General features: G+C 41.6%; 20 protein-coding genes. 11 read left to right on the top strand and 9 right to left on the bottom strand.

All coding sequences use genetic code 11. The features are described from left to right. Positions 1-358: 358 nt before the first annotated feature. From BFP75_RS14685 to BFP75_RS14675, 3 genes are all read right to left on the bottom strand, one after another. On the bottom strand, positions 359-1,276 hold the full coding sequence (locus tag BFP75_RS14685) for a hydroxypyruvate isomerase family protein (protein ID WP_099546115.1): 918 nt from the start codon (positions 1,274-1,276) through the stop codon (positions 359-361). Positions 1,277-1,366: 90 nt separating this feature from the next. Next, the gene (locus tag BFP75_RS14680) at positions 1,367-2,014 is read right to left on the bottom strand and encodes a gluconate 2-dehydrogenase subunit 3 family protein (RefSeq protein WP_099546114.1); all 648 of its coding nucleotides are present in this window, start codon (positions 2,012-2,014) and stop codon (positions 1,367-1,369) included. After that, complete coding sequence (locus BFP75_RS14675) at positions 2,014-3,732, bottom strand: GMC oxidoreductase (RefSeq protein WP_099546113.1); 1,719 nt, start codon at positions 3,730-3,732, stop codon at positions 2,014-2,016. The genes BFP75_RS14680 and BFP75_RS14675 overlap by 1 nt, the downstream gene beginning before the upstream one ends. Before the next feature lie 173 nt (positions 3,733-3,905). On the opposite strand from BFP75_RS14675, the gene BFP75_RS14670 reads away from it, so the two are divergent. Genes BFP75_RS14670 through BFP75_RS14655 form a run of 4 tightly spaced genes read left to right on the top strand, consistent with a single transcriptional unit; the run spans position 3,906 to position 7,783 of the window. Next, positions 3,906-4,895: a sugar phosphate isomerase/epimerase family protein gene (locus BFP75_RS14670; RefSeq protein ID WP_099546112.1), complete on the top strand. Its 990-nt coding sequence runs from the start codon at positions 3,906-3,908 to the stop codon at positions 4,893-4,895. A 17-nt stretch (positions 4,896-4,912) separates the two neighbouring features. Continuing rightward, on the top strand, positions 4,913-5,356 hold the full coding sequence (locus tag BFP75_RS14665; protein WP_099546111.1) for a DinB family protein: 444 nt from the start codon (positions 4,913-4,915) through the stop codon (positions 5,354-5,356). A 6-nt stretch (positions 5,357-5,362) separates the two neighbouring features. Next, positions 5,363-6,595, top strand: a complete 1,233-nt coding sequence (locus tag BFP75_RS14660; protein ID WP_099546110.1) for a nucleoside permease — start codon at positions 5,363-5,365, stop codon at positions 6,593-6,595. Between the two features lie 48 nt (positions 6,596-6,643). After that, complete coding sequence (locus tag BFP75_RS14655; protein ID WP_099546109.1) at positions 6,644-7,783, top strand: Gfo/Idh/MocA family protein; 1,140 nt, start codon at positions 6,644-6,646, stop codon at positions 7,781-7,783. Between the two features lie 49 nt (positions 7,784-7,832). Here BFP75_RS14655 and BFP75_RS14650 read toward each other — a convergent pair whose 3' ends face one another. Together BFP75_RS14650 and BFP75_RS14645 are read right to left on the bottom strand one after the other, a co-directional pair. Next, positions 7,833-8,291, bottom strand: coding sequence for an ASCH domain-containing protein (locus tag BFP75_RS14650; RefSeq protein WP_099546108.1), 459 nt, complete (start codon positions 8,289-8,291; stop codon positions 7,833-7,835). 109 nt (positions 8,292-8,400) lie between these two features. Next, entirely contained in the window at positions 8,401-10,104 is a 1,704-nt protein-coding gene (locus tag BFP75_RS14645) for a GMC oxidoreductase (RefSeq protein ID WP_099546107.1), read from the bottom strand. A 243-nt stretch (positions 10,105-10,347) separates the two neighbouring features. Between BFP75_RS14645 and BFP75_RS14640 the strand changes: the two genes are divergently transcribed. From BFP75_RS14640 to nadD, 6 genes are read left to right on the top strand one after another with little or no spacing between them, the layout of a single operon-like run. Further along, positions 10,348-11,400 carry a sugar phosphate isomerase/epimerase family protein gene (locus BFP75_RS14640; RefSeq protein ID WP_099546106.1) on the top strand — a complete coding sequence of 351 codons (1,053 nt, stop codon included), beginning with the start codon at positions 10,348-10,350 and terminating at the stop codon, positions 11,398-11,400. A 15-nt stretch (positions 11,401-11,415) separates the two neighbouring features. Further along, positions 11,416-12,165, top strand: a complete 750-nt coding sequence (locus tag BFP75_RS14635) for a DUF1080 domain-containing protein (RefSeq protein ID WP_099546105.1) — start codon at positions 11,416-11,418, stop codon at positions 12,163-12,165. Positions 12,166-12,182: 17 nt separating this feature from the next. Continuing rightward, on the top strand, positions 12,183-13,004 hold the full coding sequence (locus tag BFP75_RS14630) for a DUF1080 domain-containing protein (RefSeq protein WP_099546104.1): 822 nt from the start codon (positions 12,183-12,185) through the stop codon (positions 13,002-13,004). Positions 13,005-13,058: 54 nt separating this feature from the next. After that, entirely contained in the window at positions 13,059-13,916 is an 858-nt protein-coding gene (locus tag BFP75_RS14625) for a YicC/YloC family endoribonuclease (protein ID WP_099546103.1), read from the top strand. Continuing rightward, on the top strand, positions 13,916-14,500 hold the full coding sequence (gmk, locus tag BFP75_RS14620) for a guanylate kinase (protein ID WP_099546102.1): 585 nt from the start codon (positions 13,916-13,918) through the stop codon (positions 14,498-14,500). Before BFP75_RS14625 ends, gmk begins: the two co-directional genes overlap by 1 nt. A 52-nt stretch (positions 14,501-14,552) precedes the next feature. After that, a complete protein-coding gene (gene nadD, locus BFP75_RS14615) occupies positions 14,553-15,137 on the top strand; it encodes a nicotinate (nicotinamide) nucleotide adenylyltransferase (protein ID WP_099546101.1) in 585 nt (194 codons plus the stop codon). A 1-nt stretch (position 15,138) separates the two neighbouring features. On the opposite strand, the gene BFP75_RS14610 is transcribed toward nadD, so the two are convergent. From BFP75_RS14610 to BFP75_RS14600, 3 genes are all read right to left on the bottom strand, one after another. Then, positions 15,139-15,876, bottom strand: coding sequence for a DUF6503 family protein (locus tag BFP75_RS14610; RefSeq protein WP_240531806.1), 738 nt, complete (start codon positions 15,874-15,876; stop codon positions 15,139-15,141). Further along, on the bottom strand, positions 15,827-18,097 hold the full coding sequence (locus BFP75_RS14605; RefSeq protein ID WP_099546100.1) for an inorganic phosphate transporter: 2,271 nt from the start codon (positions 18,095-18,097) through the stop codon (positions 15,827-15,829). The genes BFP75_RS14610 and BFP75_RS14605 overlap by 50 nt, the downstream gene beginning before the upstream one ends. Positions 18,098-18,275: 178 nt before the next feature. After that, complete coding sequence (locus BFP75_RS14600) at positions 18,276-18,659, bottom strand: carboxypeptidase-like regulatory domain-containing protein (RefSeq protein WP_099546099.1); 384 nt, start codon at positions 18,657-18,659, stop codon at positions 18,276-18,278. 176 nt (positions 18,660-18,835) lie between these two features. On the opposite strand from BFP75_RS14600, the gene dgt reads away from it, so the two are divergent. Further along, a complete protein-coding gene (gene dgt, locus BFP75_RS14595; RefSeq protein ID WP_099546098.1) occupies positions 18,836-20,179 on the top strand; it encodes a dGTP triphosphohydrolase in 1,344 nt (447 codons plus the stop codon). On the opposite strand, the gene BFP75_RS14590 is transcribed toward dgt, so the two are convergent. Then, complete coding sequence (locus BFP75_RS14590; protein ID WP_099546097.1) at positions 20,176-21,303, bottom strand: DUF3078 domain-containing protein; 1,128 nt, start codon at positions 21,301-21,303, stop codon at positions 20,176-20,178. The two genes, dgt and BFP75_RS14590, sit on opposite strands and share 4 nt — an antisense overlap. Between the last annotated feature and the right edge of the window lie 26 nt (positions 21,304-21,329).

Here is a 21,329-nt window from a genome sequence, read left to right as displayed (position 1 = left end):
GCTATTTTCGTTAAATGAAGCATTGAGGGTCGTATTTTTAGATTTAAACCTTTATTTAAGAAAACCGAGGAATTTTTTTCCTTGGTTTTTTATTTTTAAGCCTTGACAAACATGCTCAAAACAAAGATTTTTCGGATCAAGGCTTGTACCTTTTTTTCATGTATGACCGAGTTATTTTGGAAATACCCAACAAGGCACTATATACAACGAGTAGATAAATATAGGAATACATAATAACCATAACGATATTGTAGTAAAAAACTTACATATCGTTATGGTGTTTCATCGAAAAGTCAAATTTTTAAACTTAATTCCAATAATGGAAGGTATAATTGAGTGAAGTATCCTTTGTTGGGTACTATAGAAATTGGTCTACCTTCTTGTATGCTTCAATAACAGCCGTTTCCCCTTCTTTGCCTTCTCTCGAATTTCCGTGTTCCATACCTAAAACACCCTCAAATCCCTTTTCATGTATGAACTTGAATACGTTTTTATAGTTGATTTCACCTGTTGTGGGTTCGTTTCTACCTGGATTGTCCCCAATTTGTATGTAGGCGATTTCGTCCCAAGTAAGGCCCATATTATGTATTAGGTTCCCTTCCGTTTTTTGCATGTGGTAAATGTCGAAGAGAATTTTACAGGAGGGACTATCTACCGCTTTGCAAATCATATAGGTTTGGTCTGAGTTCTGCAAATAAAGGTCGGGTGAATCCGATAATGGCTCAAGGACCATCACAAGCCCATGGGGCTCAAAAATTTCCGCAGCCCGTTTTAAAGCCTCTATAACGTTGGCATCCTGCACACCTATAGGTAGTTTTCTTTCAAAACCTCCCGGAACAACGGTCATCCATTTTGCGTTTACCCTTTTGGCGACCTCTACGGCACGTCTGCAACCGTCCAAAAAGATATCCAAATGTTCCTGTTTTCCGGCAGCCAAGGTATTTGCCATATTACCTCCTTTATCCACTACAAACACGCCCATGGTCATTCCCCTTTTGGCCAGGGTTTCGCCAATGCTTGTTTGCATGGAAATATCCCTGTTCATAAGGCCATTATCTTCAAAAGCAGTGAATCCTTGATCGGCCATAAAGTTTAATTGATCGATAGGATTTTCGCCCGCGTGGTGTTTGAACATACCAAAGTGCGGTGCGTATTTAAGATTGAAACTATTTGCTGTTACCATTTTGTTTGTTATGGATGCATAGGAAAAGGCCCCGCCCAGTGAAATAACTCCGCTGGAAAGGGCCGTATTTTTAACAAAATCCCTTCTTTTCATCCGTTGGTATTTATTGATTTTAAAAGGTCAGATGCAATTCGCCAATCAATTTCTAGTTAGTTACAGAGATTTCTTTTGGCTCATTTCATATTATAGGGACCAAGCTTTTCCTCCTGTCAATTCTTGGGCATCGCCACAAGCGATATATTCCCCGGGAACAGGAAGGTAAGCCAATACTTCCTCCCCAACATATTCAGAAGTCTTGTAACCCCAAATAACAAGACCTCGCAAGTTGTTGGCAAAGGCGAATCTAGTCGTTTCATCGTCCAAGGTCGCCTCTTTTCCTTCGGCTACCGCCTCCGTATAAGATGTTATGGACTCGAACATTTTGGCCTCGTCTTCCCTGCTGTATTTCAATGAACTCGCCAATACCGGTTCCAAGTCTTCAGCTGTGAGGTCTTCAATCTGTGTTTTTCCTGAATCCTGCAGCGCCTTGTCTGTAAATTTGGCCATGGCCATTTTTGAAAATTCCTGTTCTTCCTTTTCCATAACATCCTTGGCAAACTTGTCAATAAAGATGTCGACCTGAACTTCAGAAGCTGATGGGGTATCCGTCTTTGGCAGAATTAAATCTACCAGTTTTGTAAGCACGGCTCCTTCGGAGGGCGAAAAAAACTCGGGCGTCCATGTTGCAACAGTCTCCCCCTTGCAACTTTGCATTATGCTGATAAGGGTAGGTGTAGCCACGGTATATCCCATAGCCAATCCCATATTTTTAAGTGCTTTCCTTCTATCCATTATATATTTCCTTTTTTAAGTTCTTCTGCGGCGTGGTTTGCGGCCCTTGCTGAAAACGCCATATATGTCAACGATGGGTTTACACAACTTGCGGATGTCATAAAGGATCCATCTGTAACATAAACATTGGGTACGGAATGAATTGCATTGTTTCCGTTCAGTACGGAGGTTTTTGGATCCCTGCCCATTCTTGCTGTTCCCATTTCATGGATACCGAGTCCAATGGCATGGGATTCTTTATTATCATGTCCTACAACATCTCTAAGCCCCGCCTTTTCAAGCATTTCCACTGCAGAGGCTTGCATGTCCTTCCGCATATTATATTCGTTTTCCTGGAACTCGGCATTAAAGGTTACCGTTGGTAGTCCCCATTGATCTTTTTTGTCGTAATCCAAGGTGAATCTATTTTCTTCATAAGGTAATATCTCGCCAAATCCTCCAATGCCAAAAGTCCATCCACCTGGTTTTGTAATGGCATCCTTTAAATTCTTTCCATGGGAAACTTCAGCGATTACGTCTTCCCAGTTTCCACGGCTGGCACCACCTTGGTATCCAAAGCCACGTTTATAGTCGGTCCTATTTGAATCGCCACCTAGATTTCTAAATCTTGGAATATATACACCGTTGGGCTTCCTACCTTTATAATATTTATCCTCAAAACCATCGAATTTACCAGAAGCACCTACACCAAGGTGGTGATCCATTATATTTCTGCCCAATTGATCCGAGTCATTGCCCATACCGTTGGGGAAGCGATCGGATTTGGATTGCATTAGAATAGAGGTCGAAGCAATGGCCGAAGCGCAAAGGAAGATTACCTTCGCCTTAAATTCATAGGTCTCTTTGGTTACCCTATCTATAACCTTAACCCCTGTTGCCCTTTTAGTATCTGGGTCGTACATTATTTCATGCACGATGGAATCTGGTCGTAAGGTCAGGTTTCCAGTTGCCTCGGCCGCTGGCAAGGTTGACGACAAGCTACTGAAATAGGCTCCAAAAGGACAACCTCGTATACATCTATTTCTGAATTGGCATTTAGACCGTCCATCGAAATTTTTGGTCCCTGTAATATGCGCTACCCTTCCTGCAGTTATTACGCGTCCATCGAAATTTTCGGCTACTTTTTCCCGAACATGTTGTTCCACACAATTCAGTTCCATCATGGGGAGGAAATCACTATCAGGCAATTGTGGAAGATTAAGAGCTTCTCCGCTCACACCAATAAAATTCTCTACTTTGGAGTACCATGGTGCTATATCCTTATAACGAATGGGCCAGTCTACAGCAATACCCTCCCTTTGATTGGCCGTAAAATCGATATCGCTCCAGCGATAACTTTGTCTTCCCCATTGCAGGGAGCGTCCTCCGAGGTGATAACCACGCATCCAATCAAATCGCTTGGTTTCATTGTAAGGGTGTTCCAGGTCGTTTACAAACCACATATGGCTTGCTTGGCTAGTGGTGTAGCCCGTTCTGTGCTGTTTTGGTTGTTGGGCAATAATTTCTTTGGTGGCAACGCCTCCATTCGGAAAATCCCAAGGATCCATGTTCGCGGTCTCATAATCCTCAATGTGCTTTACCATTCTACCCCTTTCAAGCACCAAGGTTTTTAACCCATTTTCACAAAGCTCCTTAGCAGCCCAACCACCGCTAATACCAGTTCCTACAACAATCGCATCATACGATTCCTGTTCTTCGTTGTAATAAAATTTACTCATAGAAATTGTTTATTCCCTAAATTTATTAAATATTAAATTAATTCTATACATTTAAAACGTAATCTTACTGAGAATCCAATACTATATCTTTGTAGAATATAAAGATATTAAAGTGCTATTTGCCTGAAAATAAATTGAAATCAATTACTTAACAACAAAATATCCACTGATTAATGAAAAGAAGAAATTTTATTAGCAAGACCACGGTAGCCGGCGTAGGAGTCACTTTCTTAGGGGCTTATGCCTGTAAAGAAGCCAAAAAGGAAGTTGAAAAAACGCAGGAGGTTGAGGAAACAACTCCTAGCGAACCATTTTTCGAACTTTCCTTGGCACAATGGTCTATCCATAGAATGATCAGAGAGAATGGAGTGGACCCATATACCTTTGCCGAGAAAGCGAAAAACTGGGGTTTCAAAGGTTTGGAATATGTTAGTCAGTTATACAATCCAGAACTATCAGATGCCGGTTACTCGGAAGAAGCGATGGCCGCTTTTGTAGAAAAGAGCAATGCCGAAGCTAAGAAACATGGTATGGAGAATGTTCTCATAATGATAGATGGTCAGGGAAATCTTGCGGTAGGCGACGAGGCTGAACGTAATGAAACCGTAGAAAAACATAAGAAATGGGTAGATGCGGCCGCCGCGATGGGATGTCACGCAATCCGGGTTAATCTTAATGGAAGTGACGTTCCAGAAGAATGGATGCAGAACTCCGTGGACGGATTGACGAAATTGGCCACGTATGCAAAAGATAAGGGCATTAATATTTTAGTGGAAAACCACGGTGGACTCTCTTCGAACGGAGAACTGCACGCCCAGGTCATGGAAAAGGTGAATATGGAAAATGTGGGGACCTTGCCTGATTTTGGCAACTTTTGCATGACCAGAAAACCTGATAGCTGGGAGTGCGAAGTGTCTTATGACAAGTATAAGGGTGTAAAGGAATTGATGCCGTATGCCAAAGCTGTAAGTGCAAAATCAAACGTATTCGATGCAGATGGTAATGAGGAAAACATTGATTATGTAAAGATGCTACAAATGGTAAAGGACACTGGTTATACCGGGTATATAGGGGTGGAATATGAAGGAAACGTACTCAGTGAGGAGGAAGGGATTATCGCGACCAGGGATTTGCTGCTAAAGGCAGCTCAAAAAGTTGTTTAATTCTATGATTCTCAAAGATGAAGGCATTTTTTAATGAGCTTTTTGATTACAATTATTATTGCAATAAGAGGATAATCGAACAATGTATTGCCATGCAGGAAGTTCCTGAAAAGACACAAAAACTTTTTAGCCACATCCTAAATGCGCATCATGGCTGGAATTCCAGAATTCTTGGAAATACCCCGGATTTGAGTTCTTGGGATTTGCACGATGTTAAGAACTGGAGCGATATCCATTATGAGAACCAAAGAAGCTCCTTTGAAATCATTACCAATGCGGACGGCTTTGAAAAACGAATCGATTATGAAAATTCAGAAGGCCGTTTGTTTACCAACACCATAAAGGATATCCTCTTCCATATAATTAATCATTCCACCAATCATAGGGGACAAATTGCGGTCGATTTTAGGAACAACAACTTGGAACCACTTGTGTTGGATTATGTATTCTATAAAAGGTAAGTTGCCATGGGCCTAGGTGTTAGAATACAACTTTGTCTCATGATGTTCCTTGAATTCTTTATATGGGGAGGCTGGTTCGTTACTCTTGGCACTTTTCTAGGAAACAATATTAACGCAACGGATGGGGAGATTGCGTTGGCGTTCTCCACACAATCTTGGGGTGCGATTATAGCTCCTTTTGTAATAGGATTGATTGCCGATAGGTATTTTAATGTCGAACGGATATTGGGGGTGCTTCATTTAATTGGGGCGGGACTGTTGTTCCTGATGTATAAGACTACTTCCTTTGATGTCTTTTATCCTTATGTATTGGGATATATGATCCTATATATGCCTACCCTTGCTTTGGTCAACTCGGTTTCATTTAACCAAATGACTGATCCTGCCAAAGAATTCTCCTTGATAAGGGTCTTTGGAACCTTAGGATGGATCATTGCCGGAGTATTGATCAGCTACTTCTTTGGATGGGACTCCAATTCCGGGATTATGGAGGGCTTGTTAAAAAATACATTTTTAATGACATCCATAGCATCCATTTTTTTGGGTATTTTCAGTTTTACCTTGCCCAAAACGCCACCAAAGGCAAAAAGTGCCGGAGAAAAACTGACCACAAGGGATATTTTGGGACTGGATGCATTGGGACTTTTTAAGGACCGGAATTTTTTGATCTTCTTCATTTCTTCGATACTTATATGTATTCCCTTGGCTTTCTATTATCAAAACGCGAATCCTTTTTTAGTGGAAGTGGGCATGGAGAGCCCCACTGGTAAAATGACCCTAGGACAACTTTCGGAGATTCTTTTTCTTTTGTTGTTGCCCTACTTCTTTTCCCGATTTGGGTTTAAAAAGACCATTATGGTAGCAATGTTGGCATGGTTCGTACGGTATCTTTTGTTTGCCTATGGGGATGTTGGCGAACTGGAGTTTATGCTGTTGATCGGAATTGCCTTGCATGGAATTTGTTATGATTTTTTCTTTGTTTCCGGGCAAATATATACTGATAGTAAAGCAGGACCTAAATACAAAAGCTCCGCGCAAGGGTTGATTACCCTGGCCACCTACGGCGTGGGCATGTTGATAGGGTTTTGGATAGCTGGCGAAATATCCAACAACTACCTGCTAAGTGACGGAAAGCATATCTGGGATTCAATTTGGCTTTACCCTGCAGGCTTTGCCTTAGTTGTGTCCATTTTATTTGCTCTTTTGTTTAAAACAGAGAAAATCGACTATCAATCTTAGATTTTTTACATAATTTAAATGCCTTAAAACTTAAAATACGATTACAACATGCCAAAGAAAATTAGATTAGGAATTTTAGGAGGAGGAGGAGATTCTCTTATTGGAGTATTGCATAGGGTAGCTTCCCATATTAATGATAATTATCAGATAACGGGAGCCGTTTTTAACCCTAATTATGAAGATAATATGGCTTTTGCCAAGGAAATAGATATTCCTTTGGATAGAATCTATATGGACTTTGATACCTTGGTAGAGGAAGAAATGAAACTACCGGAAGATGAACGTATTCAGGTTTGTTCGATATTGACCCCTAACTTCCTACACTTTCCAATGGCCAAAAAGTTGTTGGACAATGGATTTCACGTTATCTGTGAAAAGCCAATGACCACGACGCTTGAAGAGGCTAAAATACTATTGGAGGCACAACAGAAATCTGGGGCGGTATTCGCGTTGACACATACCTATACTGGTTACCCTATGGTACGCCAAATGAGGGAAATGATCAAGGCGGGAGTTTTGGGAAAAATTCATAAGGTTGATGCAAGGTATTACCAAGGCTGGATCAATGCTATCATCCATGATAAGGACAAACGAAATTCAGTCTGGCGTTTAGATCCAAAAAAGGCAGGTATCAGCTCTTGTATGGGTGATATTGGCGTCCATGCCTTCAATATGGTTGAGTATACAACAGGACTCAAGGTAAAATCTGTATTGTGCGATTTCAACTATTTATACGATGACAACCAAATGGATGTAGACGGTACGGTACTCATTAGAATGGGAGACCATGTCAAGGGTGTCATTCGCGGAAGTCAGGTGGCTACAGGTGAAGAAAATGGTTTGGCCATTCGCATTTATGGTGAAAAAGGAGCCTTTGTCTGGGAACAGGAGAATCCAAACTTTTTGTACAAACTTAGTGATACGGAACCTGTACAGATTTACAAGCCAGGTCATGCGTATAATACTGAGCTGTCCTTGGACGGTACCAAATTGCCACCAGGACACCCAGAGGGAATTTTTGATTCCATGGCCAATATCTACTTGGGAGCGGCACGGGCCATCCGTGGCGAAAAATATAACGATGGCGAATTCCCAACAATTATGGATGGTGTAAGAGGTATGGATTTTATTATTTCAACGGTGGAATCCAACAAGAATGGAAATACTTGGGTAAATTTAGAGGATTAATTAATAAGCCCAATTAAAAAAGGACTGGCTACTCACCGGTCCTTTTTATTTAAAAAATTCTCTCAAACTCCTGGCATACCAAGATCATACTTTCCCTTGGTACACGTTCAAACGGTTCCAGCTCCCTAGTGTAATAATCCCAATGTGTCTTTTTCCAATTATCAAGGCTTTTATCTCCCTCTCCCTCCAGTTGGGCGTACGCCCCATCAATACTGAAATAAGGCTTTAGCTTTACCGAGGTGAGCTTTATGATACATTGTGCCTCTCCCTCCCAATTGGTCACTACTTTAAAATCCCCCATTTTTGGCAAGGGTTGGTTTCTATATTGAAGACCCAAAAGAGAATCTGTAACAGCCTTTTTTGCTCCTTTTTTAACAAGTTCGGCAGAGTAGTCGGCATCTTCTTTGTTATCCCAAAAATGAATTACCTGCGGAGCTTCATGGAAAGCATCCTCTAAATGTTTGTCCAAATAATCTCCCCACATATTTCTGGCTGAGGTATTTTCCATGATAATTCTGTTAATGGTTGGTTAGAAAACAAATGCTAAAGAACAGGTATAATATTTAAAAGTCCAATTAAATCGACACATTTTCGTGATTTCCCGATAACGGTTTCCGTTACAAAAATGTACCTGCCCCAAATTCCTTGGCTGCATGATTTGCCGCCCTTGCCGTAAAAGCCATATAGGTCAAGGAGGGATTTACACAACTGGAGGAGGACATAAAGGCGCCATCGGTCACATAGACATTGGGCACCAAATGTACTTGGTTGTTTTTGTTCAAGATAGAATCCTTTGGACTATGGCCCATTCTGGCACCCCCCATTTCATGTATGCCCAATCCCGGCCCTGTTTCTTCATCATAAGCACTTACATCCTTAAACCCAGCAGCCTTGAACATGTCCACAATCTGTTTTTTAATGTCCTTCCTCATTTTGTATTCGTTTTCCTTGAACTCTACATCAAAAGCCAATTGTGGCAGGCCCCATTTATCCTTTTCTGTTGGGCTCAAGGTTACCCTATTATCGTCATAAGGGAGAAATTCCCCAAAACCGGTAGCTCCTATCGACCATTTGCCCGGTTTTAGGACCTGGTCCTTTAGCCCTTTTCCATAGCTTAGTTCTGCAATGGCTTCCGTCCAATCTCCGCGACTTGCCCTGCCTTGATACCCAAAACCCCGCAAATAATCCTTTGGTTTGGAATTTTTATCAAGGTTCACAAAGCGAGGGATATAGAAGCCTGTTGGTTGCCTCCCCTTATAATATTTGTCCAAATGGCCATCCACTTGGGCCGTTGCACCTAGTTTATAGTGATGGTCCATGATGCCCCTTCCCAAGGCATCTGAATCATTGCCTAAACCGTTTGGAAACCTTTCTGATTTTGATTGGAGCAATATGCCTACGGACGCCATGGCCGAAGCACATAAAAAGATGACCTTGGCCTTAAACTCAAATTTTTCATGGGTTTCGGCATCGATTACCCTAACACCGGTCGCCATTTTTTTAGTATCATCATAGATGACCTCGTACACAATGGAATTGGGCCTTAAGGTCATATTGCCGGTTCTTTCTGCTGCGGGCAATGTAGATGAGTTGCTACTGAAGTATCCGCCAAAAGGACATCCCCTAGAACAGCGATTTCTGTTCTGACAAGTGGACCGGCCTTCAAATTTGGCATCGGGGTCTGTTATGTGAGCCGTTCTGCCAATAGTCACAAGTCTTCCATCATCGAATTTTTGAGCAGTGGCTTCTTGAAATGCTTCCTCGACACAATTCAGTTTCATGGCAGGTTGAAATATTCCGTCCGGTAATTGCTCAAGACCCAAATTTTGACCACTTACACCAATATAATGTTCCACTTTATCATACCAGGGAGCAATATCCTTATATCGTACCGGCCAATCTACTCCAATACTTTCCTTTTTATTGGCCTCAAAATCAATATCGCTCCAACGATAGCTCTGTCTTCCCCAAGTAAGGGACCTGCCCCCCACTTGATAACCCCTGATCCAGTCGAAACGTTTTGTTTCCACGTAGGGGTGTTCTAAATCATTTACGAAAAAATGTTTGTTGTCATCCTTTGGGGCCCAATTCACCCTACTTTGCACATGGTACTTTTTTTTGTCGTCCGCGGAGAGATCTCCTTTATATGGGAAATCCCATGGGTCGTTGTTCATGGTAGGATAGTCTTTGATATGTTCCACCTTTCGCCCCCGTTCCAAGACCAAGGTCTTTAATCCGTTTTCTGTAAGTTCCTTAGCTGCCCAACCACCGCTTATTCCAGTTCCGACTACGATCGCATCGTATATTTCGTCTTGATTCATTCTGATATTTTTATCTTTTTCTATTGGTATTTCCTATATTTATAAATTGACCATTGGTAAACGGTGATATGCACAAAGAATTCTTAAATATAGTATTAATTCGCGTATTTCTATTTGCTGGATTAACAACCATTTAAACAACAGAATCAAGTATTACGTATGAAATGAGCCATAACAATTCTTGATATATATCGTGAATTTCAATGGCGAATTACATTTGTCCGAATTAAAAAAAAATAACAAATGAAAACAATTAAAGGGCCAGGAGTATTTTTAGCACAATTTGTAGATAGTAAGGCACCGTTCAACACCTTGGACGGAATGTGTAAATGGGCGGCAGATTTAGGGTATAAAGGAATCCAGATACCTACATGGGAAAGTTTCCTTATCGATTTGGACAAGGCCGCGGAGAGTCAGACCTATTGTGACGAATTAAAAGGTAAAATAAATTCCTACGGGTTGGAGATTACAGAGCTTTCCACGCATTTACAAGGGCAGTTGGTGGCCGTGCATCCGGCATATGATTTAATGTTCGATTCCTTTGCGCCCAAGAACGTACATAATAACCCAAAGGCAAGAACGGAATGGGCAGTGGAAACGGTAAAAAAGGCCGCTACGGCCAGTAGAAGGTTGGGATTGACCTCCCATGCCACGTTTTCAGGGTCTCTTCTTTGGCATACCATGCACCCATGGCCCCAAAGACCGGCCGGATTGGTAGAGATGGGGTTTGAGGAATTGGCCAAGCGATGGATGCCCATTTTAAATCACTTTGATAAGGAGGGTGTGGATGTATGTTATGAAATCCATCCTGGTGAGGACCTCCATGATGGGGATACTTTTGAGCGATTTTTGGAAGCCACCAATAATCACAAAAGAGTAAACATCCTGTATGACCCAAGTCATTTTGTATTACAACAGTTGGACTATATAGAATACATAGATTTCTATCACGAATTCATTAAATCCTTCCATGTGAAGGATTCCGAGTTCAACCCCACAGGAAAGAAAGGAGCCTTTGGCGGTTATAACGATTGGGGAAACCGGGCGGGGAGATACCGTTCCTTGGGCGATGGTCAAATCGATTTTAAGACCATCTTTTCCAAGTTGACCCAATACGGATGCGATGTTTGGGCCGTAATGGAATGGGAATGCTGCATTAAAAGTCCGGAGCAAGGAGCAAGGGAAGGGGCCATTTTTATTAAGGACCACATTATTGAAGCTACCGAAAAGACATTTGATGATTTTGCAGGAGCCGAAACGGACGAACAAATGCTTAAAAATATATTGGGACTTTAAACATACATTATACACATGAAAAACATATTTGGAACAACAGTACTTGCTTTATTGATTATAGGGTGTAAGGAAGAAAAAAAGGATAATACCAAGGTGGTGGGAGAGATGGAGGAAACCACAGAAATGGCCATGGACGATGAATGGACCTCTTTATTTGATGGGGAAACCTTTACCGGTTGGCACGAATATTTAAAGGACAATGTCTCCGATAATTGGAAGATAGAGGACGGGGCCATGGTATTATATCCGCCGGAGGCTCGTAGCAATGGGGAACAATTTAACTTGGTAAGCGATACCAATTATACCGATTTTGTCCTGTCCATGGACTGGAGAATATCTCAAGGAGGAAATAGCGGTGTTATGTGGGGCGTAAAGGAAATAGATAGTTTGGGACAACCCTATCTGACCGGCCCAGAAGTACAGGTTTTGGATAACGAGGGACATCCAGACGGGAAAAACGGTACCAGCCATCAATCCGGGGCCTTGTACGACATGGTATCGCCCTCAAAGGACGTAACCAAACCTGTAGGTGAATGGAACACCATGGTAATAACCGTCAACCACAAAACCAATGAAGGTAAGGTAGTACTGAACGGGGAAACTGTAGTGGAATTTCCCGTAAACGACCCGGAATGGAGTGAAATGGTGGCTAAATCCAAATTTGCTGATTGGGAACATTTTGCCAAATATCCCACTGGAAAAATAGCGCTACAGGACCATGGAGATGGCGTGGCCTATAAAAACATCAAGATTAAGGAACTTTAAAAAACGGACAATTTATTATGAAGAGAATTTATAGTAGCGGACTTTTATTTTCCTTGTTGTTTGTCGCTTGTCAAGAGAAAGCCAAGGAGGAAACGATGGAACCTGAAACACCGGTAAAGGATGAGGTAATCGTCCATGAGGAATACAGTGGAACGGAGCCAACCACTCCAGAGGAAACCGAGTTTTATGAACCCAAGGTTCCTGTTGTACTTCCTACCTCACAAAATGGGGCTCCAAGCGATGCCATAATTTTGTTCGATGGAACTAGTTTGGACAATTGGATTTCCGCCAAGGACAGTACGGCCGCAAAGTGGCATTTGAACGATGACGGCAGTATGACGGTAAACGACAAAACGGGCGACATACAAACCAAACAGAATTTTGGGGACGTTCAACTCCATATTGAGTGGAAATCTCCCTTGCCAGTGCAAAGGGAGGGTCAGAATAGGGGTAATAGTGGTATTTTCCTGGATGGATTGTACGAGGTTCAAGTGTTGGACAATAATGACAACCCAACCTATGTGAATGGCCAAGTAGCTTCAATATACAAACAGCATGTACCTTTGGCAATGGCATCCGTACCTACGGGGGAATGGAATACCTATGATATTATTTACCACGCTCCGGAATTCAATGGGGAAGGGGGAAAAATAAAATCAGGCACCATGACGGTTATCCATAATGGGGTCTTGGTCCAAGACCATATTGAGATTAAAGGTACTACTCCATATATAGGATGGCCAAAAAATCCGGTGCACGGCAAAGGACCTTTAATTTTACAGGATCATGGTGACGATAGCCGTGTGAGTTATCGGAATATTTGGGTAAGGGAACTGTAGAGGGTATATTACCCATTCAAAAAAGTTACCTTTGCCGCAAATTAAATTAGGCCTATGATTCAATCCATGACTGGATTCGGGAAGCATGTGGTACAGCTCCCTACAAAGAAAATTACCGTTGAAATCAAATCATTGAACAGTAAGAGCATTGATTTGAATGCTAGGATGCCCTCCGCCTATCGCGAAAAGGAATTGGAACTTAGAAAATTGATTGCCAACTCCTTGCAACGTGGTAAGGTCGATTTTAACCTGTACGTGGAAATAACGGGGGACGAGGCTTCCGGTCAGGTCAATGAAAGTGTCGTCAAGCAATATATGAAACAGTTGAAATCCATTGCCAATGGTGAGGATATCCAACTATTGGAAATGGCCCTAAGGTTACCCGATGCCATGCGTACCGATCGTGATGACATAGACGATACGGAGTATGCTGCCATTTTGGATGCATTGAATGAGGCCTTGGCTGAAATCAACACGTTCAGGTCCGAGGAAGGTAGTGTACTTGAACAGGACTTTTTGGAAAGGATTGGCACATTACAGGTGTTATTGGAGAAAATTGTTGCCATGGATCCAGAAAGACAGTCCATAGTAAGGGAACGATTGGAAAAGGCCGTACAGGATATCAAGGCCGAAGTAGATGAAAATCGCTTTGAGCAGGAGCTTATCTATTATTTGGAAAAATACGATATTACGGAGGAGAAGGTCCGCTTGGCCAATCACTTGGACTATTTTGAGAGGACTTTGAAATCCAGTGATAGCAACGGAAAGAAATTGGGCTTTATCTCACAGGAAATGGGACGGGAAATCAATACCATCGGATCAAAGGCCAATTACGCCCCAATGCAACAATTGGTGGTCCAAATGAAGGACGAGTTGGAGAAAATAAAGGAACAAATGCTAAACGTGTTATAATGGAAGGTGGAAAACTAATCATTTTCTCTGCCCCTTCAGGAAGCGGTAAGACTACTATTGTCCGTCATCTACTGGAATGTCCTGATCTCAATTTGGCATTTTCCGTATCCGCTACCTCCAGACCTAGAAGGGGGAAGGAAAAAAATAAGGAGCACTATTATTTTATGACGGTATCCGAGTTCAAGAATCATATCAAGAACGATGATTTTTTGGAGTGGGAGGAAGTGTATAGGGATAATTTCTATGGAACCTTAAAGAGTGAGGTGGAGCGTTTATGGGCCCAAGGCAAGAATGTAATTTTCGATATCGATGTTGTTGGGGGCCTGCGCATCAAAAAGAAATTTCCTGAACGTACTTTAGCCGTTTTCGTAAAGCCCCCAAGCGTGGACGAGCTCAAAATCCGGTTGAAAAAACGCAGTACGGAGAGCGACGATAAAATCAATATGCGTATTGCCAAAGCATCGGTAGAATTGGCGACCGCACCTCAATTTGATAAGATCATCAAAAACTACGATTTAAAAGTAGCCCTAAAGGAAGCGGAGGAATTGGTTGCGGATTTTCTGGGTGTAAAGAAAAAGGAGTAGTCAATTTTCGCATTCTTATTTCCATCTGGGGGAACAAAAGCATATTAATTTCATGAAAAGGATAGGACTGTACTTTGGCACCTTCAACCCAATACACATCGGTCATATGGTGATAGCGAACCATATGGTGGAGTTTTCCAACTTGGATGAGGTTTGGTTCGTGGTAACGCCGCAAAGTCCGTTTAAAGTGAAGAAATCGCTATTGGACAATCACCACAGATACCAAATGGTATTGGAGGCTACGGAAGACTATCCAAAATTAAAACCTTCCAAAATCGAGTTTGAACTCCCACAGCCCAATTACACGGTAAACACCTTGGTCCATTTATCGGAAAAATATCCAGTAGGACATCAATTCTTCTTGATCATGGGAGAAGATAATCTGAAGAGTTTCCACAAATGGAAGAACTATGAAGAAATTTTGGACGGGTACTCGATCTATGTATATCCAAGGGTGTCTGAAGGTTCGATTGAGCATCAATTTAAGGACCATCCCAAAATCCATAGGGTTAGTGCACCAATTATGCAAATTTCTTCCACTTTTATTAGAAGGGAGCATAAAAAAGGAAAAAACATTAAACCTATGTTGCCCGCTGCCGTTTGGAAGTATATGGACGAGATGAATTTTTATCGATAGCTTATTTAAGCGTATTGGCCTTAACAAGGTCGTCCGTACCTAAATATTTGTCGTCCTTATTGTAGTACCACGCCCTCACCTTGGGCATTTTTATATCGCTGACCAACATTTCTTCTGAAAGTAGGATATACTCACCATCATTTTTGGATTCATCGTGGTAGAATTGGTACACCTCCATATTGTAATTGGTTGGGTCAAAATAAAAGTACCAGGTGTCGCTCCCAACGTTTTCATCATACCGCACCTTTAATACCAAATACTCCATTCCTTTGAAATCTTTTCTAAGCACTTTGGAATCAATTAAGGTACCGGGGTCTTTTAATTTCATGGGAAGTCCGTAGAGATAGGTGTAGTAATCCTTCATTTTTTTTGCCCGTTCACAAGTAATTTGCAAGCTATCCCTGTAGCTGTCCGCTATCACGGGGCTATTATTAAAAAGGAGTTTGCATTCGCCACGATTCATAATATACTCTACGGTATGATTGCCCTTTCTAACGGAGGATTTAAAATACCTGGATGGTAGATCTAGTTCCAACTGCGTTCTACGGGTGTTGGCATCTGGGGTGGTCATGATAATGGCCATTTTCCCTTGAAATTGCTTCCACTGGCCGTTTGGGTCATGATAAGCAATCGCCTTCTCCAAAAGTTGGGTTCCGGTTAATTCTACTTGCGAATTACTTGGTAAAACGTTAAAGAAAAGTACTGGTAGAAACCACTTTAGAATTTGAATACTTTTCATAAATCTCTATTAGGTTCATAATGGCCGTCAATAAATCTTTTGTCTCCAGCAAAAGACTAAAGTATAGGGCAGTGTTTTTTGGGCTCGATTCGTCAGACCGGGTACGTTCTACCTGCTTGGCGATTTTAGCGTCGAGTTTGTTGAGCAAATCCTGCCTGTTCATGAGAAGCGGGGTCAATTTTTCAAACCTTTTGTTCTCAAAAATCTCTTGGATGCTTTTAAAAAGCTCCTCTACATAGGACTCTGTTTCCTTTAAGTCCTTAATTTGATTAAAACGAAGCCTCTTATGGTTGTTATGAACATGTTTGTATCCTGCTTTGGATATATATTCCAACGATTGGGTCATGTCCTGTAAATAGCTCAATGCGGTGATGTAGAAATTACTGGTACCCACGCTGGATTCATCCAAATTTTTAATAAAATAAAAGATGTTGTTTCTTAAATCCTCAACTTCCTTATCAAGTTTGCTTATACCCTTTTTTCCTTTTTTAAGCGTTTCTATATCGTGCTTTGCAAGTCCGTCGATGCTTTGTGTATATATTTTGTTTCCCCTTTTCATGGAAAGGGCAATGTTTGAGGCACTTTCTTCGATCAACCCAATAATCGTATTGCTTTCTGCACGTTGTAATTTCTCTTCTAACTTGGTTTCCTTCAGTTTTTTGGTATGGGAAAGATAATTTTTGCCAATAAGAAGAAATGCCAGGACCAAAAGCGCTCCAATGGCAAAAATGCCACCAAGATGTATGATATAGGCAATGATTGCCGCTGCTGTAAAAGCACTAAAGGCCGTAAAAAACCAACCACCAATCACATTGAGTACACCTGCAACCCTGTAGACGGCACTTTCTGGCCCCCAAGCCCTATCGGCCAAAGAAGATCCCATGGCGACCATAAAGGTCACATAAGTTGTGGATAGAGGCAGTTTCATGGAAGTGGCCAAGGAAATCAATACACTTGCGACCATTAGGTTTACGGATGCACGCACCAAATCAAAGGCAGGTAAATCCTTTACTTTGCTTTTGGGGATATAGACATAGGGTTTTTCGAATTGCTTGTCGATTTTGTCCTGAATGACTTTTGGAATAAGCCCGCTCAAGTTCTCTGATGCCCTAATGGTATATTTTACAATTTGGCGAGATAGAAAATTGGGTTCAAAACGCTCGTCGCCTTCATCTTGTCTGGAAAGGTCTACACTGGTCTTTACGACACTCCTGGCCTTGGAGGAAAACCATAGGGTAATTATCATTACTATTCCAGATAAAAGAAGGAGATAGGTAGGGGTTTGAACCGCGGCCGAGAGCCCCTGCATATTGAATTCCGTAGGCATGATTCCAGAACTTTTCCAACTTATAAAAGACTCCAATGCTGCCAAGGGCACACCTATGAAATTGACAAGATCGTTACCCGCAAAGGCCATGGCCAGTGCAAAGGTGCCCAAAACAATTATAAGTGTGTAGATGTTCCATTTTAGGAAAGCGGATACAATGTAGGATACCAGCGTCCAAAACGCAATGTTAATTGCAATAAATAAAGTCGCTTGTGTAGCTATGAATTCATTCACTACTTCCGGTAATATGGAAGTTCCACTAAGTCCTTTTACCAAAATAAAATAGATGATACCGGTAATGGCCAATCCTCCAAAAATGGCTCCGTACCATTTGGGCTTTTCGTTGAATTTAAAGGAAATAAGGATTCGGCTTAAAAATTGAACAATGGCACCTATGGTAAATGCCACTACAACGGACAGTAAGATTCCCAAGATGATTTCAGTGGCCTTGTCCGTGTTGATGTAATTGGCCAAATCTGAAATACTGCCTTCATCTGCATAAATTTTGACAATGGATATAGCGACAGCCGCCCCTAAAAGCTCAAATACAATGGAGACCGTTGTGGATGTGGGCATGCCCAGGGTGTTGAAAAAATCCAAAAGCAGGATGTCCGTAATCATTACGGCCATAAAAACGATCATAATTTCAGAGAATACGAATTCACCTGGATTAAAAATTCCCTTTCTCGCCACTTCCATCATACCGCTGGACGATATGGCACCAAAGGCGATTCCAACACTTGCAACGATCATGATGGTCCGGAAGGAGATAGCCTTGGAACCTATGGCCGAATTCAAAAAATTGACCGCATCATTACTTACTCCAACTACCAAGTCCGTAATGGCCAATACGGCCAGGGCAATGATCATGAAGAGGTACATGTTTTCTCCCATCTAAAAATTAAATAAATGCAAAAATGATATTATAATTCGTCAATCAGGTTAAAATAAGGTTATGAAGTTAGTGGGTATTAAGCTTTATATCCATACTTCAATTCAAGACGATGAAAATAGGAAATAAATACGTAAAAGATGGTACTTTGAAAAATTTGAACCTAGGTAGATGCAACAATCAATAATTCGGCTCCAAAGACCGGTCCGAGGTCGTTTTTTCAGAACCTTCTGCCAGCACAGGCAATGGTAGGGTTTTGGCGTTTAGTGATTCCAGTATTTCAAGTTGGTGGTCCTCCTTTACTTCTACAGCAACTTCTCGAGACTCGTAACCTAAAAAACTGATTTCCAAGGTGTAGTTACCCGGTTCCACATCTGTAATCTCAAAATTCCCGTTAAAATTGGTTTGATCCTTCCAATGGGTATTTTTTAAGGAAACGGTTGCCATAAGCAAAGGCTCGTTGAACATTTCATTATCCAGGATTTTACCACGAATCGAGCCACTTCCCTGTGCATAGGCCATGGTTGTAAGAAGGGTAACGATTGCGTAAAGGCATGTTCTCATTTGTGAACAGTTTATTTGGCTGCAAATAAAAACATGCAAGGTTAATTTAAGGTTATGTTCGGGTTATCTCTTTATTTTCTTAAGGTTAAGGTATCGATAGTTTTTGGTCGTAGAATGATTTGGTATGGTCTTTCTACATCGCAAAAAATGTATCTTGCAAGGATTAAAAAAGCAACATGAATTGGGAGCAATTACTTTCATTGCGCAGAAAGGGCGATGTCAATAAAAGAATTAGGAACGAACAGAATGAAACCCGTTTGGGATTTGATGTGGACTACGATCGTATTATATTCTCCGCGGCCTTTAGAAGTCTACAGGACAAAACTCAGGTAATTCCACTATCAAAAACCGATTTTGTACATACCAGGCTCACGCATAGCTTGGAAGTTTCCGTAGTTGGAAGAAGCCTAGGAAGGTTGGCAGGTCAAAAAATTCTTGAGAGGCATCCCCATTTGAAAGAGATCCATGGCTATAAGTTCAATGACTTTGGAGCCATTGTTGCCGCGGCAGCCTTGGCACACGATATTGGAAACCCTCCGTTTGGTCATAGCGGAGAAAAGGCCATTGGAGAATATTTTAAAAATGGGAAGGGCGCTGTTTTTAAGGAACACTTAACGCCCAAGGAATATCAGGATATTATTGATTTTGAGGGCAATGCGAATGGCTTTAAGCTACTGACACAGGATAGGGCAGGTGTTTCCGGTGGATTGCGCCTGAGCTATGCCACTTTGGGGGCCTTTATGAAATATCCCAAGGAATCCCTCCCAAAAAGGCCTACCAAGCATATTTCCGATAAAAAATTTGGGTTTTTCCAGTCGGAAAAGGCGGCTTTTGCAGACGTTGCCCAAGATCTGGGATTGATACGGACCCGTACTGGCGAAGATTTAACCTTTGCGAGGCATCCACTCACGTATTTGGTAGAGGCGGCAGATGATATATGTTATACCATAATAGACTTTGAGGACGGTATAAATTTGGGCCTTATTTCAGAGGATTATGCCTTGGAATACCTAATAAAACTGGTGAAGGATTCCATAAATACCAAGAAGTATAATACCCTTGAGTACAGGGAAGATCGTATCAGCTATCTAAGGGCCTTGGCCATCAACACACTTATTCAGGATGCGGTATCCATTTTTATGGACAACGAAGAAAATATACTAAATGGTACATTTGAAGTTTCCTTACTGGATAAAAGTAAATATGATGCCCAAATACGGGACATTATCAGCTTGAGCGTGGAACGTGTATATAAGGCCAATGAAGTAATTGAAAAGGAGATTGCAGGGTATAAGATAATTGCCGATATTTTGGAAGTGTATACGGATGCCCTAGTGCAAAAAAAGCATAACACCGCAACCAATTACCATCATTTAATATTGCAAACCCTTCCCGAATTTTACCGAAGAACCGATGTGTCCCTCTATGAGATCTTATTGAATGCCTGTTGCTATGTGGCCAGTCTCTCCGATAGTTCCGCCGTGCACATCCATAATAAAATTACGGGTAAGCAACTTTAAAAATCCACGGTGACCCCTATGCCAAGTACCTGTTTGAACTGTATTTTGGGAATGCCGCGATCTGTAACTACCCCCGCATCATTTTGTACTTCATCAAAAAGGATGTCGTCGTCATAGATTACATGGGTACCCAGGGTCGTCAGGATGTATTTGTTGACTCGCATTTTTACGTTCAGTTCCCAATCAACGTCCACGTTTCCAAAGCTCCTGAGATAATCGGTATAAAGGTTTAATCGGCTATTGGCATCGATATTCTCGGCAATATTGAATTCCCATTTATGCGTAATGAGTATACCAAGCTCCAACCGATGGTTTTCCCCCGGCGTTAGTACGTTTCCATTATCATCCAAGATGGCTTTTTCCACACCAAAGGAACCTCTGTCCGCCAAATCCTGATCCAATACAAAAGTCGATTTTTGGGTCAATGGAGACATGTATAGGTTGAATTTCTGATTTTTGCTGATATAGGACGTACCCGCACCAAAGAAGAGATATCCCGGAGCCATGAACCTCGAAATGGGGTTATCCCTATCCGGATATTTATAACCATTTGAAAATTGGGTGTTGAAGTTCAATTGGACGGAATAGTACCAATTGCTGATCGTGTCCCTTCTATACCCCACGTTGGAACTTAAACGTATCACGTCTTCCGTTTTTCTTATTTTCCTGCCTTCCTGGGCATTTAGTCCATATCTGAGTTCAACGATATTGTCCCACTTAAAGTATCGAAACTTATAATCCCGTATGATTTTTAAAAATCCCAGTCCGCTGACCGCATTGTCACCCCCGGCATTCCAGTTGATAAAGGCGGCCTCGCTCAAATTGATTCCCAACGTATTTTCCTTGTTCCAAAAGGAGGGCACCCGAAAGGGGTCGTACTTGTCCTTTAAGGGTTTTGTACGTTTAAAGGAAATTACGGGGTTCGTCAGATTCACGCCCCTTGGAACGTGCTTGATTTTTTCCTGGGTCTTTCGTATTACAATGGTGTCTACCACGGTGGTATCGATGATAACCGTATCCGGAACGATGGGTGAGGGTATCGTATCCTGTGAATATGCCACTATTGAAATAAAAAGTGTAAAAAAGTAAAATAGCCTGGATCTATTGAAAAAAACGTAGTTCATATGTGTTTCTTATTGTTTTTAATTGG

The organism is Maribacter sp. 4G9 (assembly GCF_002742265.1).
Taxonomy (GTDB): domain Bacteria; phylum Bacteroidota; class Bacteroidia; order Flavobacteriales; family Flavobacteriaceae; genus Maribacter.
Note: the sequence above shows the minus strand (reverse complement) of the source record. Positions and strands in the feature narration are given on the sequence as shown.

Bases quoted from the DNA above. Each gene is read 5' to 3' on its own strand.
- BFP75_RS14670 (WP_099546112.1), top strand. From the start codon at position 3,906: ATGAAAAGAAGAAATTTTATTAGCAAGACCACGGTAGCCGGCGTAGGA.
- nadD (WP_099546101.1), top strand. From the start codon at position 14,553: ATGAAAAGGATAGGACTGTACTTTGGCACCTTCAACCCAATACACATC.
- BFP75_RS14660 (WP_099546110.1), top strand. From the start codon at position 5,363: ATGGGCCTAGGTGTTAGAATACAACTTTGTCTCATGATGTTCCTTGAA.
- BFP75_RS14665 (WP_099546111.1), top strand. From the start codon at position 4,913: ATGAAGGCATTTTTTAATGAGCTTTTTGATTACAATTATTATTGCAAT.
- BFP75_RS14625 (WP_099546103.1), top strand. From the start codon at position 13,059: ATGATTCAATCCATGACTGGATTCGGGAAGCATGTGGTACAGCTCCCT.
- BFP75_RS14605 (WP_099546100.1), bottom strand. From the start codon at position 18,097: ATGGGAGAAAACATGTACCTCTTCATGATCATTGCCCTGGCCGTATTG.
- BFP75_RS14655 (WP_099546109.1), top strand. From the start codon at position 6,644: ATGCCAAAGAAAATTAGATTAGGAATTTTAGGAGGAGGAGGAGATTCT.
- gmk (WP_099546102.1), top strand. From the start codon at position 13,916: ATGGAAGGTGGAAAACTAATCATTTTCTCTGCCCCTTCAGGAAGCGGT.
- BFP75_RS14640 (WP_099546106.1), top strand. From the start codon at position 10,348: ATGAAAACAATTAAAGGGCCAGGAGTATTTTTAGCACAATTTGTAGAT.
- dgt (WP_099546098.1), top strand. From the start codon at position 18,836: ATGAATTGGGAGCAATTACTTTCATTGCGCAGAAAGGGCGATGTCAAT.
- BFP75_RS14635 (WP_099546105.1), top strand. From the start codon at position 11,416: ATGAAAAACATATTTGGAACAACAGTACTTGCTTTATTGATTATAGGG.
- BFP75_RS14685 (WP_099546115.1), bottom strand. From the start codon at position 1,276: ATGAAAAGAAGGGATTTTGTTAAAAATACGGCCCTTTCCAGCGGAGTT.
- BFP75_RS14650 (WP_099546108.1), bottom strand. From the start codon at position 8,291: ATGGAAAATACCTCAGCCAGAAATATGTGGGGAGATTATTTGGACAAA.
- BFP75_RS14645 (WP_099546107.1), bottom strand. From the start codon at position 10,104: ATGAATCAAGACGAAATATACGATGCGATCGTAGTCGGAACTGGAATA.
- BFP75_RS14630 (WP_099546104.1), top strand. From the start codon at position 12,183: ATGAAGAGAATTTATAGTAGCGGACTTTTATTTTCCTTGTTGTTTGTC.
- BFP75_RS14680 (WP_099546114.1), bottom strand. From the start codon at position 2,014: ATGGATAGAAGGAAAGCACTTAAAAATATGGGATTGGCTATGGGATAT.
- BFP75_RS14590 (WP_099546097.1), bottom strand. From the start codon at position 21,303: ATGAACTACGTTTTTTTCAATAGATCCAGGCTATTTTACTTTTTTACA.
- BFP75_RS14675 (WP_099546113.1), bottom strand. From the start codon at position 3,732: ATGAGTAAATTTTATTACAACGAAGAACAGGAATCGTATGATGCGATT.
- BFP75_RS14610 (WP_240531806.1), bottom strand. From the start codon at position 15,876: ATGAAAAGTATTCAAATTCTAAAGTGGTTTCTACCAGTACTTTTCTTT.
- BFP75_RS14600 (WP_099546099.1), bottom strand. From the start codon at position 18,659: ATGAGAACATGCCTTTACGCAATCGTTACCCTTCTTACAACCATGGCC.